The organism is Actinomycetes bacterium (genome assembly GCA_036000965.1).
Classification (GTDB): domain Bacteria; phylum Actinomycetota; class CALGFH01; order CALGFH01; family CALGFH01; genus DASYUT01.
Map to the genome: position 1 here is coordinate 45,067 of DASYUT010000288.1, position 14,567 is coordinate 59,633.

Annotated in this window: 11 protein-coding genes; 3 read left to right on the plus strand and 8 right to left on the minus strand. The window is 76.6% G+C overall.

The features are described from left to right. Positions 1-6: 6 nt before the first annotated feature. Both VG276_25260 and VG276_25265 read left to right on the plus strand, forming a co-directional pair. Complete coding sequence (locus tag VG276_25260; GenBank protein HEV8652602.1) at positions 7-918, plus strand: S1C family serine protease; 912 nt, start codon at positions 7-9, stop codon at positions 916-918. 355 nt (positions 919-1,273) lie between these two features. Further along, the gene (locus VG276_25265) at positions 1,274-1,867 is read left to right on the plus strand and encodes a hypothetical protein (GenBank protein ID HEV8652603.1); all 594 of its coding nucleotides are present in this window, start codon (positions 1,274-1,276) and stop codon (positions 1,865-1,867) included. A 19-nt stretch (positions 1,868-1,886) separates the two neighbouring features. On the opposite strand, the gene VG276_25270 is transcribed toward VG276_25265, so the two are convergent. From VG276_25270 to VG276_25295, 6 genes are all read right to left on the minus strand, one after another. Continuing rightward, positions 1,887-2,606 carry an ATP-binding cassette domain-containing protein gene (locus VG276_25270; protein HEV8652604.1) on the minus strand — a complete coding sequence of 240 codons (720 nt, stop codon included), beginning with the start codon at positions 2,604-2,606 and terminating at the stop codon, positions 1,887-1,889. A gap of 97 nt (positions 2,607-2,703) precedes the next feature. Next, positions 2,704-3,654 (minus strand): ABC transporter ATP-binding protein, encoded by a 951-nt coding sequence (locus VG276_25275; GenBank protein HEV8652605.1) that lies wholly within the window; start codon positions 3,652-3,654, stop codon positions 2,704-2,706. A 94-nt stretch (positions 3,655-3,748) separates the two neighbouring features. Beyond that, positions 3,749-6,934 carry an FtsX-like permease family protein gene (locus VG276_25280; GenBank protein ID HEV8652606.1) on the minus strand — a complete coding sequence of 1,062 codons (3,186 nt, stop codon included), beginning with the start codon at positions 6,932-6,934 and terminating at the stop codon, positions 3,749-3,751. A 16-nt stretch (positions 6,935-6,950) separates the two neighbouring features. After that, positions 6,951-8,294, minus strand: a complete 1,344-nt coding sequence (locus VG276_25285) for a hypothetical protein (GenBank protein ID HEV8652607.1) — start codon at positions 8,292-8,294, stop codon at positions 6,951-6,953. Continuing rightward, positions 8,291-9,553, minus strand: a complete 1,263-nt coding sequence (locus tag VG276_25290) for a hypothetical protein (protein HEV8652608.1) — start codon at positions 9,551-9,553, stop codon at positions 8,291-8,293. Before VG276_25290 ends, VG276_25285 begins: the two co-directional genes overlap by 4 nt. A gap of 212 nt (positions 9,554-9,765) precedes the next feature. Beyond that, positions 9,766-11,394, minus strand: a complete 1,629-nt coding sequence (locus VG276_25295; protein ID HEV8652609.1) for an NAD(P)/FAD-dependent oxidoreductase — start codon at positions 11,392-11,394, stop codon at positions 9,766-9,768. Positions 11,395-11,524: 130 nt separating this feature from the next. Between VG276_25295 and VG276_25300 the strand changes: the two genes are divergently transcribed. Next, complete coding sequence (locus tag VG276_25300) at positions 11,525-12,634, plus strand: Mrp/NBP35 family ATP-binding protein (GenBank protein ID HEV8652610.1); 1,110 nt, start codon at positions 11,525-11,527, stop codon at positions 12,632-12,634. Between the two features lie 108 nt (positions 12,635-12,742). On the opposite strand, the gene tatB is transcribed toward VG276_25300, so the two are convergent. Continuing rightward, positions 12,743-13,105: a Sec-independent protein translocase protein TatB gene (gene tatB, locus VG276_25305; protein ID HEV8652611.1), complete on the minus strand. Its 363-nt coding sequence runs from the start codon at positions 13,103-13,105 to the stop codon at positions 12,743-12,745. 9 nt (positions 13,106-13,114) lie between these two features. Then, the gene (locus tag VG276_25310; protein HEV8652612.1) at positions 13,115-14,197 is read right to left on the minus strand and encodes a trypsin-like peptidase domain-containing protein; all 1,083 of its coding nucleotides are present in this window, start codon (positions 14,195-14,197) and stop codon (positions 13,115-13,117) included. Between the last annotated feature and the right edge of the window lie 370 nt (positions 14,198-14,567).

Below are 14,567 nucleotides of genomic sequence, written 5' to 3' on the forward strand. Positions count from 1 at the left end.
CTGGACATGCTCGAAGAGCTGGAGCAGGCCGTCGGCAGGGTGGCGCAGCAGGTGGGCGGCTCGGTTGTCGGCATCGGTCGCGGTCCCGGCCGCGGCTCGGGCGTGGTCGTGGCCGAGGGCTCGGTGGCGACCAACGCCCACAACATCCGCGGCGAGGAGACGACCGTGGTCTTCGCCGACGGCCGCAGCGCGGTCGGGCGGGTCCAAGGAGTCGACGTCGACGCCGACCTCGCCGTCGTCTCGGTCGACACCCAGGGTGCCGCGCCGGTCGCCTGGGCCGGCGAGGGGGAGGCGGCCCGGATCGGCACGGCCGTACTCGGCCTGGCCAACCCGGGCGGCCGCCTGCGGATCACGTTCGGGCTGGTCTCGGCGGTGAACCGGGCGTTCCGCGGCCCGCGCGGCCGCCGCATCACCGGCAGCCTCGAGCACACCGCCCCGATGGGCAGGGGCTCCTCCGGCGGCCCGGTGGTCAACGCGGCCGGGCGGCTGCTCGGCCTCAACACCAACCGCCTCGGCGACGGCTTCTACCTGGCCCTCCCGGCCGACGCGGACCTGCGCGGGCGGCTCGACGCACTCGCCAGGGGCGAGGCGCCGTCCCGGCCGCGCCTGGGCGTCGGCCTGGCCCCGGTCCGGGTCGCGAGGCAGCTCCGGCGTGCGGTCGGCCTGCCCGAGCGGGACGGCCTCCTGGTCCGCGCGGTCGACGAGAGCGGCCCGGCCGGCCGGGCCGGCATCCGCACCGGCGACCTGATCGTGGCGGCGGGCGGCCGCGAGCTGGCCGACGCCGACGAGCTGCACGACGTGCTCGACGGGCTGGCCGACGACGCGACCCTGGCCCTGTTGGTCGTCCGCGGCACCGAGGAGCTGACCGTCAACGTCACCTTCGGCGACGCCGAGTCCCAGGACGTCGGCTCGGCCTGAACCCACCCCACCCGGCAGGACACCGACTCGGCCTGAACCCACCCCGCCGGCTCGGTCTGGACCAGACCGTCCGGCAGGACGTCGGCTCGGCTGGACCCCGCCCCGCCCGGCAGGACGTCGGCTCGGCCTGAACCCGCCCCGCCGGGCAGGACGCCGACACCCGTGCCCACCCCTCGCCAGGGTGGGCACGGGCGCTCCAGGGTCCTCCGGACCGGGTTCGAGCAGCCGCCGAACCCGGTCCGGGCTTGGAACGGTCATCTGGTGGCGACTGGAGGAACGTGGCGATTTCGGGTTCAGTATCCCAGGCGAGCGCCTCGCCGCCCGAGTGCCGCCACCCGACCGCGAGGAGATGACCGTGAAGCGTTCCTCCGGCCCTGCCGCCCTGGGTGCCGTCGTCCTGCTGGCCGTGCTCGGCGTGGGCGCGACCGGATGCTCCGGGTCGAAGGAGGCGTCCCCAGGGACGGTGGCTACCACCGGGGCGACGGCCAGCACCCGGGCGACCGCCGGTCCCGGGGCGACCGCCGGCACCGGGGCGACGGCCACCACCGGGGCGCGGGCGCGCGAGGCCGCGGTCCTGTCCGACGGACGCCACGCGGTCTTCATCGTGTCGGTCGACGACGGCAAGCGGACGATGGTCGTGGACGTGGTGCAGTTCCTCACCGGGGCGGCCGCCGCCAAAGCGGCGGCCGAGGACGGCAAGGAGTCCCCGCCCCCGAACGACTACTACATCCGCAACCAGAACCCGAGGAAGCGGACCGTCCCGGTGGCCCCGAACGCCCGTATCACGGTCAACACCCTGACCGCCGAGGAGACCGGGTCCGCGACCCAGAACGTCCCCCTCGACCTGACCGAGCTCGCTTCGTACTTCCCGAACCCGGAAAACCCCCTGTTCTGGGTCACGGTGCGGGGCGGCCGGGCCCAGCGGGTCGAGCAGCAGTTCCTTCCCTGAGCCGGCAAGCCCAGCATCCTCAAGGGCCGGCCAGGGCGTGCGGGTCGGCGCGGGTCGCGCGGCCGTCGACCAGGCGGACCACCTCGTCGCAGCACTCGACCACCTCCGGGTCGTGGGTTGCCACGACCACGCAGGCGCCCCGGTCGGCGGCGTCGCGCAGCAGGCCGACGACCCGGCCGCGGTTGTCCTCGTCGAGCTCGGCGGTGGGCTCGTCCACGAGCAGGACGTCCGCGCCCGAGGCGAGCGCGCGGGCCAGGGCGACCCGCTGCTGCTCGCCGCCTGACAGCTCGTCGGTGCGGTGGTCGGCCCGGCCGGCCAGCCCGAGGAGGCCGAGCCACTGCTCGGCGGCGGCGGCCGCTGCGGCCGGGTCGCGCCTGGCCACCCGGTGGGGAAGCTCCACGTTCTCGCGGGCGGTGAGCAGCGCCAGCAGCCCGTAGCCCTGGAAGACGACCGCGATCCGGTCGCGGCGCAGCGCCCGCCGCCCCGCCTCGCCGAGCCGGGCCAGGTCGCGTCCCTCGAAGCGGACGACACCGGCGTCGGGCAGCTCGAGGCCGGCGAGCAGGATGAGCAGGGTCGACTTGCCCGAGCCGGACGGACCGACCACGCCGAGCACCTGGCCGGCGGTGGCCGTCAGCGACACCCCGTCCACGACGTTGCGCCCGCCGCGGACGGCGACCACCGCCTCGGTGGCGAGCAGCGGGCGCCGGTCCCCGGCCTGCCCGGTCACCGCCAGGCCCATCTGCCGCGTCCTGGTCGATTGGGACCCCCGTCCCCGGCCCGCCCGGGAGTTGGCGCCCCTCCGGCCCGCATGCCCTCTGGGGTTGCGCCCGCCGTGGTCACCGGCGCTCCTTGTCCACGTCATGGCCCGGGGCGGCCTGCCCGCCTGCCCCGCCGGCCGGGCCGGCGTCGACCGGCCGGAGCACGACCCGGTCGCCCTCGACCTCGACCACGGCCCGGGCACCGGGGGGGAGCACCTCGAGCGCGTGCGCGGGCAGGTGGAGGGAGCCGGTCGGCCCGACCACCGCGTGCTCCACCCCGGCCCGGCCCTCGGCGCCGACCCGCCCGTCGCGGATCGTGACGGTCCGGTCCATCCTGTCCGCGACCTCGGGGTCGTGGGTGACCACCACGACGGTGGTGCCGAGCTCCTCCCTGGCCGTGTGGAGGATCTCCACCACCCGGGCGACGTTGGCGCGGTCGAGCTGGCTCGTCGGCTCGTCGGCGAGCAGGAGGGGCGGGTTGTTGGCCAGGGCGACGGCCACGGCCAGGCGCTGCTGCTCGCCGCCGGACAGGGCTCGGACCTGCTTGCCGCCCACGCCGTCGAGGTCGACCGCGCCGAGCAGCACCTGGGCCCGGCGCCGGCGCCGGGCGGCCGGAAGCCGGGCCAGGGTCATGGGCAGCTCGAGGTTCTCCGCGGCCGACGCGTGCGGCAACAGGTTGCGGGCAGGCACCTGCCAGACGAAGCCGACCCGGCGGCGGCGGAAGGCGGTCAGCGCGGTCTCGGGTAGCTTGGCGAGATCCTGGCTCTCGACCAGCACCCGGCCGGCCGACGGCCGTTCCAGGCCGCCGAGGATCGAGAGCAGGGTGGACTTCCCCGACCCCGACGGCCCGAGCAGGGCCAGCATCTCGCCCCGGTCGACCGCCAGGTCGACCCCTTGCAGCGAGACCACCTCCTGTCCGGCCAGCCGGTAGATGTGGAACAGCTGCTCGCAGGTTGCCAGCCGCTCCCCCGCCCGGGCCCGGCGCTCCTCCAGCACGCCACCAGCCACACGCTCCAGGGCGACGCTCACTGGCGCCCCCTCCCTTCGCGCACGGTCTCGGGTGCGCCCGCACGCAACTGGCGCCCCCTCCCCACGCGCACGGCCCCGCATGCGCCCGCCCGCATCACGCTTCCTCCTCCCGGAGCAGCTCGGGGCGGGCCTTGCGGACCAGGCCGGCCACGACCGCGGCGAGGCCGAGGGCGACGACCACGAGCGCGAGACCCAGGGCGCCCCCGAGCGCGAGCCAGTCCGGGGTGTAGATCGGCGGTGGCACCTCAGGGCGGTCGAGGAACTGCGGGATGGCCGGCAGCGCGACCAGTGCCGCTGCCAGGCCGACGGCCCCGCCGACCAGCACGCCGTAGCCGACGAGCGACCCTTGCTCGACCGCGACCGGCGCCCACAGGTCGCGGCGGCGGGCACCGAGCGCGTCGAGCACGGCCAGCTCGAAGCCGCGCCGCCGGCCGGTGAGGTACAGGTGGAGCATGACCCCGCCGGTGGCCAGCACCGCCCCGGCCGCGGCGCCCACCATCAGCAGCAGCAGCGCCAGGGAGGGTGCCTCGCGGGCGAGCGCCCGCTCCCGGTCGGCGGCGGCGGTGACCGCCTCCACCTCGACCCCCCTGGCCCGCAGCCGGTCCAGCACGCCGTCGGCGGCCCGGCCACCGCTGGTCCAGACCTGGTTGGCGGACACCTGGGCGTTGGGGTTGCGCAGGGCCTGGGCGAGCAGCCCGTCCAGGTCGACCAGGGCGGCGACCTCGGCCCCGCCGGTGCCCGGCAGCACCTCGGCCACGCCGGTCACCCGGAGCGCGATGTCGCCCTCGGTCGGCGACCCCACCCGCACGACCTGGCCGACCCGGGCCGACTCGGCGCTCAGGAACCCGGGGGTGACCACCGCAGGCACCGCCCTCGGCACCGACGCGTGGACGAGCCCGATGCCGGTCGCGAACGACGGCGCCTCCACCTTGACCGTGGTCGCCCTGCCCTCGTCGCCGGCGTCGCTGCCCAGCTCGTCGGCTGGGGTGTAGTCGCCGTCGTTCACGGGGTTCCAGCGCGCCGGGTCGTCGAAGCTCTCGACCACCCGCCACACCCCGGCCTGCTGCACGCGGACCGAGTCGAACCGGAAGGTCGCGCTCACCGAGAAGAACCGGCCCACGCCGCGGTCGAGGTAGAGGCGGCGGAGCTGGTAGGGCCCGTCGCTCCTGAGCACGGCCGGGTCGAGCCCGGCCCGGTAAGGACGGATGGGGCCGTCCTGGAGCCGACCGAGCAGCACCGGGCCCCCGCTGCCGTCGGCCCCGCGGACGTCGGCGACCAGGGTGACCGGCCCGGCCGCGCGCAGGTCGTCCACGCCGAGGTCGACCTCGAGGCCGGTGGCCGGGCCGAGCTCGAGCGGGGGAATGGGCGTCCGGCGCAAGGGCGCGAGCAGGCGGCCCAGCCGCTCGGCGGCGAAGTCCCCCCGCCAGAAGCCGATCCCCTGGTAGCGGTCGGCCTGCACCCCGAGCACGGTCGCCTCCCGGCCGGAGGACGCAAGCGAGCCGGTGTACCGGAACGCGGCCATCGCGGTCCGGCCCGAGGGGTCGGCCGCCCGCACCTGCTCCGGTCCGAGGCTGCCGGCCGGGAAGCCGACGTCGGCGCGGCGGGCCGCCCCCGTCTCGGTCATGGCCCGGTCGTGCCGGTTGCGGGACATGTCCTGGCGGACGGTGACCGCGAACGCGACCAGGCCGAAGGCGGCGGCCAGGGCCACCACCACCCGCAGGGCGGCTCCGCCCCGCCGCGCGACCTGGCGGGCGCCGATGAACGGGGCCAGCCGCCGGGAGCGGGCGGTGACGCGGACCAGGACCGACGCCACGAATGGCAGCACCCGGCCGGCCACCAGCGCCCCGGCCAGGACCACCAGCGCGGGGGCGAGCACGGCGAGCGGGTCGTAGGTGCCTGCCGGGCGGGCCCCGCCGGTGCGCAGGTTGGCCAGGGCAGCGGCCGCGACCGCGAGGAGCACGACCTCGACCAGGAGCGAGCGCCGCCCGACCCGGTCCGAGCGGGCCTGCCGCCACTGGTCCAGTACCCGCCGGCGCACGGCCCCGAGGCCGGCCGCGGCCGCCGCGGCCAGGGCAACGGCCCCCGCGGCCAGGGCGGCCGCGACCGCCAGGGGGGTGACGACCACGGGCACGCCGGGCACGAGCTGGGCCCTGGCGATCAGGCCGGTCCCGAGCCAGCCGAGGGCGAGGCCGCCCGGGACGGCGGCGACCGCGACCAGGGCGAGCTCCAGGGTGGCCAGGCCGAACGCCTGCCCGGTGGTGGCGCCCCTGACCTTGGCCAGGGCGACCTCCCCGGCGCGCGCCTCGGCGGCCATGGCGGCGACCACGACGAGGATCAGCAGCCCGAGCGCGACGAGCTGGACGGTGGCCAGGAGCACGGGCACGGTCAGGGCCTGCCGGCCCTCCTCGGCCCGCTCGACCAGGGAGGGCAGGCCGGTCTGGAGGGCCGCCTGCGGGTAGGCCTCGGCGAGCTTGCCGCGGAAGTCGCCCACGGCCAGGGCCAGGCCCGGGGCGTCGCGGAGCCGCACCCGGCGCGCCTCCAGCGGGAAGTCCCACCTGGCCGTCACGTCGGCGGCACCGCCGACCACGGCCTGCATGGCGCTGTCGTCGAGCAGGACCGCGTCCAGGGGGGCGTCCCGTACCTCGGTGTCCTTGGCCGGGTTGTAGAACAGGTCGTGCCCCCACCACCAGGGATCCTCCTGGGTGGGCCGGTACACGGCGACCACCTTGGCCTCCCTGGCGACGCCGTTGGCCCCGAGGACCAGGCCTGCGTCGAGCCGGTCCCCCACGCCCATGTGGAGCTTGGCCGCGGCCCGGTCGGAGATGGCCGCCTCTGCCGGGGCGTCCAGCGCCGTCGGGCCCGGGCAGCGGCCCCGCAGCACGACCAGGTGCTGGCAGAGCCCGGACCGGCTGGCCAGCTTGGCCGTTGGCCGCTCCTCGCCTGGCACGTCCGCGCCGGGCCGGGCGAGCGCGGTCGGCTCGGTCGTGTCGAAGCCGGTCACCGGCGGCTCCAGGGCCGGAAGGGCGGGCATCGCGGCCCGGACGGTGCGGTCGAGCCCGCGCACCTCCCGCCTGCCGGCGACCCGCTGGGCAACCGCGACCCCCGACGCGGACGGCGGCGCGGAGCGGAGCGCGTCCTGCAGCACCGACTCGCCCGCCGCCCGCAGGTACATGGCGCCGGCGCTGGCCACCGCGACGGCGAACGACGTCACCGCGAGCAGCGACACGGTGAGCCCGACCCGGGCCGCCAGCCCCCGGAGGGCGAGGCGGAGACTGATCACCGGCGCCCCTCCCGCATCATCGGCTTCCCTTGCCGGGGAGCCAGCCGACGAAGTCGCCGGGCGCCGCATAGCTGACCCGGGTCGACGGGTCGTCGACCCGGACGAAGGTCCAGTTGCCGCTGTCCGGGAACAGCAGCCAGTCGCCGTCAGGGCTGAACTCGATGCGGAGGTTGTCGTGCCTGCGCCCCGCCTCGAGCAGCACCGGCCGCCCCTTGGCGGGGACGTAGGAGACCGTCGGGCGCCCGGTCACCCGGAACGTCCCGGTCTCGAAGGTCTGCGCGTAGGCGTACCCGCCCGCCGGTCCCCAGACGACCGGGTACGCGCCGGGCAGCTCGACCGGGATCGCCTGCCACCGTCGGCTGCTGAGGTCGACCAGCAGCAGAGCTGCTCCCTGGCGCCAGAAGACGTCCTGCGACTGCCGGTGCATCTTGGGGTGGATGCTGACCAGGGCCTGCCTGCCGTCTGGCGAGAGCCAGGCGTTGCCGACGGCGAAGTCGCCGGGGTCGGCGTCGAACTCCACCGTGCGGGCGGCGGCGGCCACCGCGTCGGCGCCGAGGACGTTCCGGTACCCGCCCGAGCGGTGCCAGAGCCGCAGCCCGCGGTCCGCGCCGCCGGCCTCTGGCACCAGTGCCGCCTGGCCGTCCCTGGCCAGGTCGAGGGCGCAGTCGGGCAGGCTGGCGAGCTGGCGCCCGCCCGGGTCGAGCAGGGTGGTCTCCCCGCCCCCGGTGGGGCCGGGCCCGGTCGAGCGTGCAGCCTCCCCGGTTGCACGCTCGACCCGGCCCGGCCCGCTGCCTGGCTCGCCGGCGCAGACCGCGACCATGGCGCCATCGGCCGACTGGCGGGTCGGCGCGGCGGCGACCGTGCCGGGTGGGGACAGCCGGCGCACCTGGCCCTCGACCAGGCGCACGGCCACGGGGCTCCCGTCGGCGAGGTAGCCGTAGACGATGGCGCCGTCCGGGCTCATCATGGCCCGGCCCTGGCCGCTGGCGGAGCTCGGGTTGGTCTCCGGGTCGGCGGTGAGCTGGTCGGCCCGCCCGAGGGTGCGCTGGGCCCGGCCGTCCGACGTGACCGCCCGCACCACGCCCCCGTCGTCCATCCAGGCTAGCTCGCCGAGTCCCCTGAGCTGCTCGATCGGTCCTTCGGCGCCGCTGACCGCGAGCGGCGGCGGCGCGGGCGGAGTGGGGGCTCGGACCGTCCGGCCGGTGACCGACCGCCACCCGGTGACGCCCCCGGCCGCGAGCCCCAGGAGCAGCAGGACGACCGGGACCACCACCGCGGCCCGGTGCCCGCCGGGCACGCCCGCGGGCGCTGCGCGCTCCCGCTGCCGGCCCGGGCGGAACCGCGTCCGGACGCTGGTCATGGGGCCGTCCCTGGCCAGGCGAGCAGCGTGCCGGTGACCGGCACGGTGCTTCGCTCCGACGGCTCCGCGGTCCGCAGCAGGGTCCAGCCGCCCGGTGACGAGACCGCGAGGAACTGCCCGTCGGGCGAGAACGCGAAGCCGTCGGCGCGTTCCATGGCCGGCCCGGCCAGGATCGTGGCGGCCACGCCGGTGCGCTCGTCCCAGCCGAGCACGTACCCGCCGCCCCTCCGCGAGGCCAGGCTCGCCTCGCCCAGACCGCCGCGGCGGTCCACGGCGACCATGGCGAGGCGGCGCTCCTGGGGGTCCTGGCCGATCCAGGAGAGCCAGACCGTCTCGTACCCGGGCACGAGCTCGACCCGCTTGACCGGGCCGGTGGCGACCGGCACGAGCAGCAGGGCCCAGCGCCCTCCAGGGGCGCCGGCGGCCACCGCGACCGTCTTGCCGTCGGGGCTCACGGCCACGGCCCCGACGGAGGCGCCCCGGCCGGTGGCCGACTCGAGCCGGCGGCGGTCCAGGAGGGTGCGGAGCGGTCCGCCCGCACGGCCGACCAGCACCGAGCTTCCCCGCGTGGTGCGCCGGTAGGGCACCTGCGGCCCGCCCGCCCCGGCTACCACGGGGGTGCCAGCCGCCCAGCTCACCGGACAGCCGAGGCCCACCTCGACGGCCTTGCCGCCCTTGACGGGCAGCAGCAGGGCAGGAGCGGCCGCGGTCTCGTCCCTGCCGGCCGCCCGTGCGGCCCGGCGCTCCTGGTCGGGCAGGGGGCGCCGGCCACAGGCGAGCACCCGGTCGCCCGGGCCGGCGATGCCGCCGGCCCGGAAGTCGACCTTGGTCAGCGCGGCGGCCGTGCCGTTCCGGTCGATGGTCAGCACCGCGTTGCCGCCGAGCGCGACCGCCGGCGTCCCGCCCCGGGCCGGAAGCACGGCCACCGGGGCGAACTCGGAGCTGAGCGCGCGGCGCCCGGTGCCGTCCAGCTTGACCTCGTCCACCCGGCCCAGCCCGGCCACCACCATCGGGCCGGCGAGCGCGGCCTGCTGCATCACCTCGCCACCGTGGGGCAGCACGGACCCTTCGGCGTCGGCGGCCGGGGTCGGCGGCAGCGACACGACCGGGGCCGGCGGGGCTGGGCGGGGCGCCACCGCCCAGCCGATCGCGAGACCGGCCAGCAGCCCGGCAACGGCCAGGACGAGCCCACGGCGCAGCGGCCGCGGCGGCGCCGGCGTGTCGTCCCAGACGTCGGCGTCGCCAAGCAGGTTCCCCACCCGATCACCTCGCTGGTGGTGACGTACTGAGCAATGTAGGCACGGTTGCTGAGAACTTGCTGAGCTGGGAGACCCGGCCGGCGGTGCCGCCCGACCCCACCGGCCGGCCGTCCCGACCCCACCGGCCGGCCGGACCGACCCGCCAGCCGGCCGGACCGACCCCGCCAGCCGGCCGGACCGACCCCGCCAGCCGGCCGGACCCCGCCGGCCGGTCAGCCCGACCGCCGCCACGCGGCGGTGCCGGCCGCGAGCAGGCCGGCGCCGGCGGCCAGACCGGCCAGGACCGCCGGGCGGCGGCGGTCGGCCAGGGCTTGCCGGGCGGCCAGGTCGCCAGCGGCGCCGTGCACCCCGCCCCCGGGCGGCACGCCGGCGCCGCCCAGGTAAAGCCCCTTGAGCGGGGTGCCCCAGCGCCACCAGGAGGGGCCGGGGCGGAAGACGAGCTGCTGGTCGATGGCGAACGACCCGGCGGTGATGTCGCCACCGACGAGCGCCGGGTCGGCCGCCTCGAGGTCGGCGGGCGTCCAGACCCGCCGGGCGGCTACCCGCTCGCTGAAGCCAGGCGCCTTGGCCTCGATCTCCGCCTCGATCCGGTCCAGGAACGGCCCGGCAGAGCGGGCCCAGCCGCCCTTGGCCCGCGGCCGCAGGGCGTCCCCGGCCGGCACCGCCGGCACGTGTGCGTACCCCCAGAGGGTGTGCCTGCCGGCCGGGGCCCGGCTCGGGTCGGCCAGGGACTGCTGGCCGAGGATGAGGGTGGGGCGGCCGGGCAGGAGCCCGTAGGACGCCTCCCAGGCGGCCCTGCTCATCGCCTGGACCGAGTCGCCGACGTGGACGACCGCGGCCCGCCGGCACTCCTCGGCCGCCCACGGCACAGGCCCGTCCAAGGCCCAGTCGACCTTGAACGTGCCCAGCCCAGGCCGGAACCGCCGCACCTCCTCCAGGGCGGCGGGCGGGAACGCGTCGGGGCCGGCCAGCCGGATCGCCGTGCCGGTGTCGATCGCGGCGATGACCGCGCGCCGGGCCGAGAGGCTCACGCCCCCGGCCTCCACACCAGCGGCCCGCCCTCGTTCCACTACGATGCGGTCGACCCGGGCCCCGGTCACGATCACGCCGCCAGCGGCGCGGAGCGCCGAGGCCAGCGCGGCGCTGATCGCCCCGCTGCCCCCTTCGGCCACCGGCATGCCGAAGCGCTCGCCGAGCAGGTGGAGCAGCAGCGCGTACACACCGGTCCCGGGCGCCTCGGGCTGCAGGTCGGCGTGCATGGCCGGGGCGACCAGGAAGGCGCGGGCCTCGGCCGACTCGAACCGCTCGGCGACCGCGCTGGCGCCCTGGACCACGATCCGGGCGAACTCGAGCGCGCTCGCGACCCCGCCGAGGCGCCGCGCGAGCTGGGCCCCGGCGGCGACGGGCCAGCGCACCATCTGGGCGCGCAGGAAGGGGACGAGGGCGTCCCCGAACGTGTCGTCCAGCGCCTTCCAGGCGGCGCCGTCGCCGAGATGGACCTTGTCGATCGAGGCGGCCGTCTCCTCCCCGGAGCGGCCCAGGGCGATGGCCCGGTTGCCGGGGAAAGGGTGGGCGGCGGGCAGCGGGGCGTGCAGGAACCGCAGCCCGTGGGCGCCGAGGTCGCGCTCGGCGATGGCCGGGGCGACCCCGACCAGCGGGAAGAAGGCGGCCCCGAAGTCGTGCCTGAAGCCGGGCAGGGTGCACTCGAGGGTGCGCGCCGCCCCGCCCACGTCGGCGTTCGCCTCGACCAGGCAGACCGACCACCCGGCCTCGGCCAGGCGCAGGGCAGCGGCCAGCCCGTTGGGCCCCCCGCCAGCGACGATCGCGTCATAGTCGGCCATCGGGCACCTTTCCGGGAACAGTCTTGGGCGGCGGGCGGCCGGGCGTCGCCCGTTTGCTACAGTGCGATGGTAGGGCGGTTTCCCCGCCAGCTCTTCCCGGCGCGCCGCGCCCACCGAGGTGAACGCTCCCATGGTCACGCAGGACGAGGTCCACGCCGCGCTCGGGCAGGTCATGGACCCCGAGATCCACAAGCCCATCACCGAGCTCGACATGGTCAAGAGCATCTCGATCGACGGGGCCGGCGTGGTCACCGTCGAGGTGCTGCTGACCATCCCAGGGTGCCCCCTGAAGGACCGCATCACCAAGGACGTGACCGCGGCCGTGTCGCCGCTGCCCGGCGTCCGGGGGGTGGTGGTCGAGCTCGGCACGATGACCGAGGAGCAGCGCCAGGCCATGGTGACCCGGCTGCGCGGCCCAGGCGCGGCCCAGGAGAAGAAGGTCTCGTTCTGGGGCGAGGAGTCCTCGACCCGGGTCCTCGCGGTCGCCTCGGGCAAGGGCGGCGTGGGCAAGTCGTCGGTGACCGTCAACCTGGCCGCCGCGCTCGCCGCCCAGGGCCGCCGGGTCGCGGTGGTGGACTGCGACATCTACGGCTTCTCGGTCCCCCGCATGCTGGGCGCGACCGGCCGCCCCGTCGGCTTCAACGGCATGATCATGCCGCTCGAGGCGCACGGGGTGAAGGTCATCTCGATCGGCTTCTTCATCGACGCGGACAAGCCGGTGATGTGGCGCGGGCCGATGCTGCACCGGGCCGTGCAGCAGTTCCTCACCGACGTGTACTGGGGCGACCTCGACTACGTGCTCGCCGACCTCCCGCCCGGCACCGGCGACGTGTCCATCTCGCTGGCGCAGATGCTCCCCGGGGCCGAGATGCTGCTGGTGACCACGCCCCAGGAGGCAGCCGAGCGGGTCGCGATCCTGGCCGGCAAGTTCGCCCTGGCCAACCAGATGCGGATCGCCGGCGTGATCGAGAACATGAGCTACTTCATCTGCCCGGGCTGCGACGAGCGCCACCAGATCTTCGGCCAGGGCGGCGGCGAGATACTCGCCCGCGACCTGGGCACGCGCGTCCTCGGCCGGATCCCGATCGACACCCGGCTGCGCGAGGGCGGCGACACCGGCAAGCCGCTGGTCGTCTCCGACCCGGACGCGCCGGCCAGCCAGGAGCTGCTCAAGGTGGCCGCGGCCCTCCCGCCGAACCCCCGCTCCCTGGTGGGCAAGCGCCTCACCCTGCTCACCTGACGGGCCGTGCGGCGCCGCAACGGCGCCGCGCCGCACGGCCCGGAGTCGCCTGCGGCGACGTCCATCAGATGCTGACCAAGTTCGACCCAAAAAGCGGGTCGAACTTGGTCACGTCGCCTCCAGGTCCACCGGGGGTGGGCCGGTCTCGGGGGGGTTGGCCGCGGTGGCTTCGGTGGGGCCGTCGCCGTTGGCGGCCCGCCGCAGCTCCTCCATCTGCCCTTCGATGTCCATCAGGTCGCGCACGTAGCCGCGCGCCTGTTCGCGCAGCGAGCCGACCCGCAGGTCGGGCAGGTTCAGGTCCGACAGCTCGGCCTCGTCCTTGAGCTGGTCGAGGGCGTTCTGGGTGGTGAGCCGGAGCTTGCCGAGGAAGCGGCCGGCCTGCCTGGCCATCTCGGGGAGCCGCTCGGGGCCGAACACGACGAGGCAGACGAGGACGATGACGAAGATCTCGCCCAGGCCGACGTTGAACACCGCGCGCTCCTACCTCGACGCCGACTGGTCGATGGGCGTGATGCTGAGGATGAACTCGTCGCCGCCCCGGACGACCACGATGGGGATGGTCTGGCCGACCTCGACCTTCCGGACGGCCACCTTCAGCTCGTCCCAGCCCCGCACGGGCCGGGCGTTGACCCGCACGACGAGGTCGCCCCCGCGCAGGCCGGCCCGGGCCGCCGGGCTGCCCGGGAGCACGCTCTGGACGAGCGCACCGGTCCGCCCCCGGAGCTGATACCGGTCGGCGACCTCGGGGCTCAGGTCAGCGACCGCCTGCACGCCGAGGAAGGGGACCCGGACCTTGCGGCCGGCGATGAGCTGCCTGGCCACGTCGAGGGCCTCGTCGATCGGGATCGCGAAGCCGACCCCCGCGTTGGCCTCGGTCTCGCCGTTGGTGGCGATGGCGGTGTTGATGCCCACGACCTGCCCCCTGGCGTTGGCGAGGGCCCCGCCCGAGTTCCCCGGGTTGATGGCCGCGTCGGTCTGGATGGCGTCGACCAGGTCCTCCTCGCGCGCGCTGTCCCCCGGGACCTGCACGACCCGGTGCAGGGCCGAGACGATGCCGGTGGTCACCGAGCCCTGCAGCCCGAACGGGCTGCCCACGGCGACGGCGAGCTCGCCCACCCGCAGGTCGGCCGACCTGCCGAAGGTCGCGACGGGCAGGCCGGAGCGGTTCACCTTGATGACCGCGAGGTCGTTGGCCGGGTCGCGTCCGACCAGGCGTGCCTTGAGCGTCTCGGCCGTCGGCAGGGTCACCTGGATCCGGTCGGCGCCCGCGACCACGTGGCTGTTGGTCAGCATGTACCCGTCCTGGCGCATGATGACCGCCGACCCGGTGGCCCGGTTCGTTCCGGACTTGGTCTCGATCTGCACCACGACCGGCAGCAGCGCCCCGGCGACGGCCTGGACCTGGCCGCCCGACGCCCGGCTGGGCGTGAAGACCTGGGTGACTGCCGGGCTGGGCTCGGCCACCCGCGGCTGGGAGTGGCCGCCGGTCAGGGCGGCCCCCACCCCGCCGCCGATCAGGCCGGACAGCAGGGCGACGGCGACGACCCAGAGCAGGGCGGGCATCCCTGGTCTCCGGCTGGCCCGGCGGGCCGGCGGCAAGGTCAGGCCCGGCGCGGCGGGCGGGGCCGGCGGCGCGGCGGCCCCCGTCGGCGGCGCGGCCGGCGATTCGGCCGGCGGGGCCGCTGGCGCCAGCCAGGCTCCCAGGTCCGGGTGCGTCGAAGGGCCCCACGGGGGCCAGGCATCGGCCGGTCCGGCAGCCGGCGGGTGGCGCAGCGGTTCAGTGGGTCGGTCCAAGCAGCGAGCTCCTCGCCCCGCGTCGGCGGCACCGGCTCCGGCTTGCCGCCCGGCGGGTACTCGACACCGTCGGTGCGCCACTCAGGGTAAGCCCCGCTCGGCTCGGTCGGCCACCCAGTCACGGACCGCAGCGAGGAAC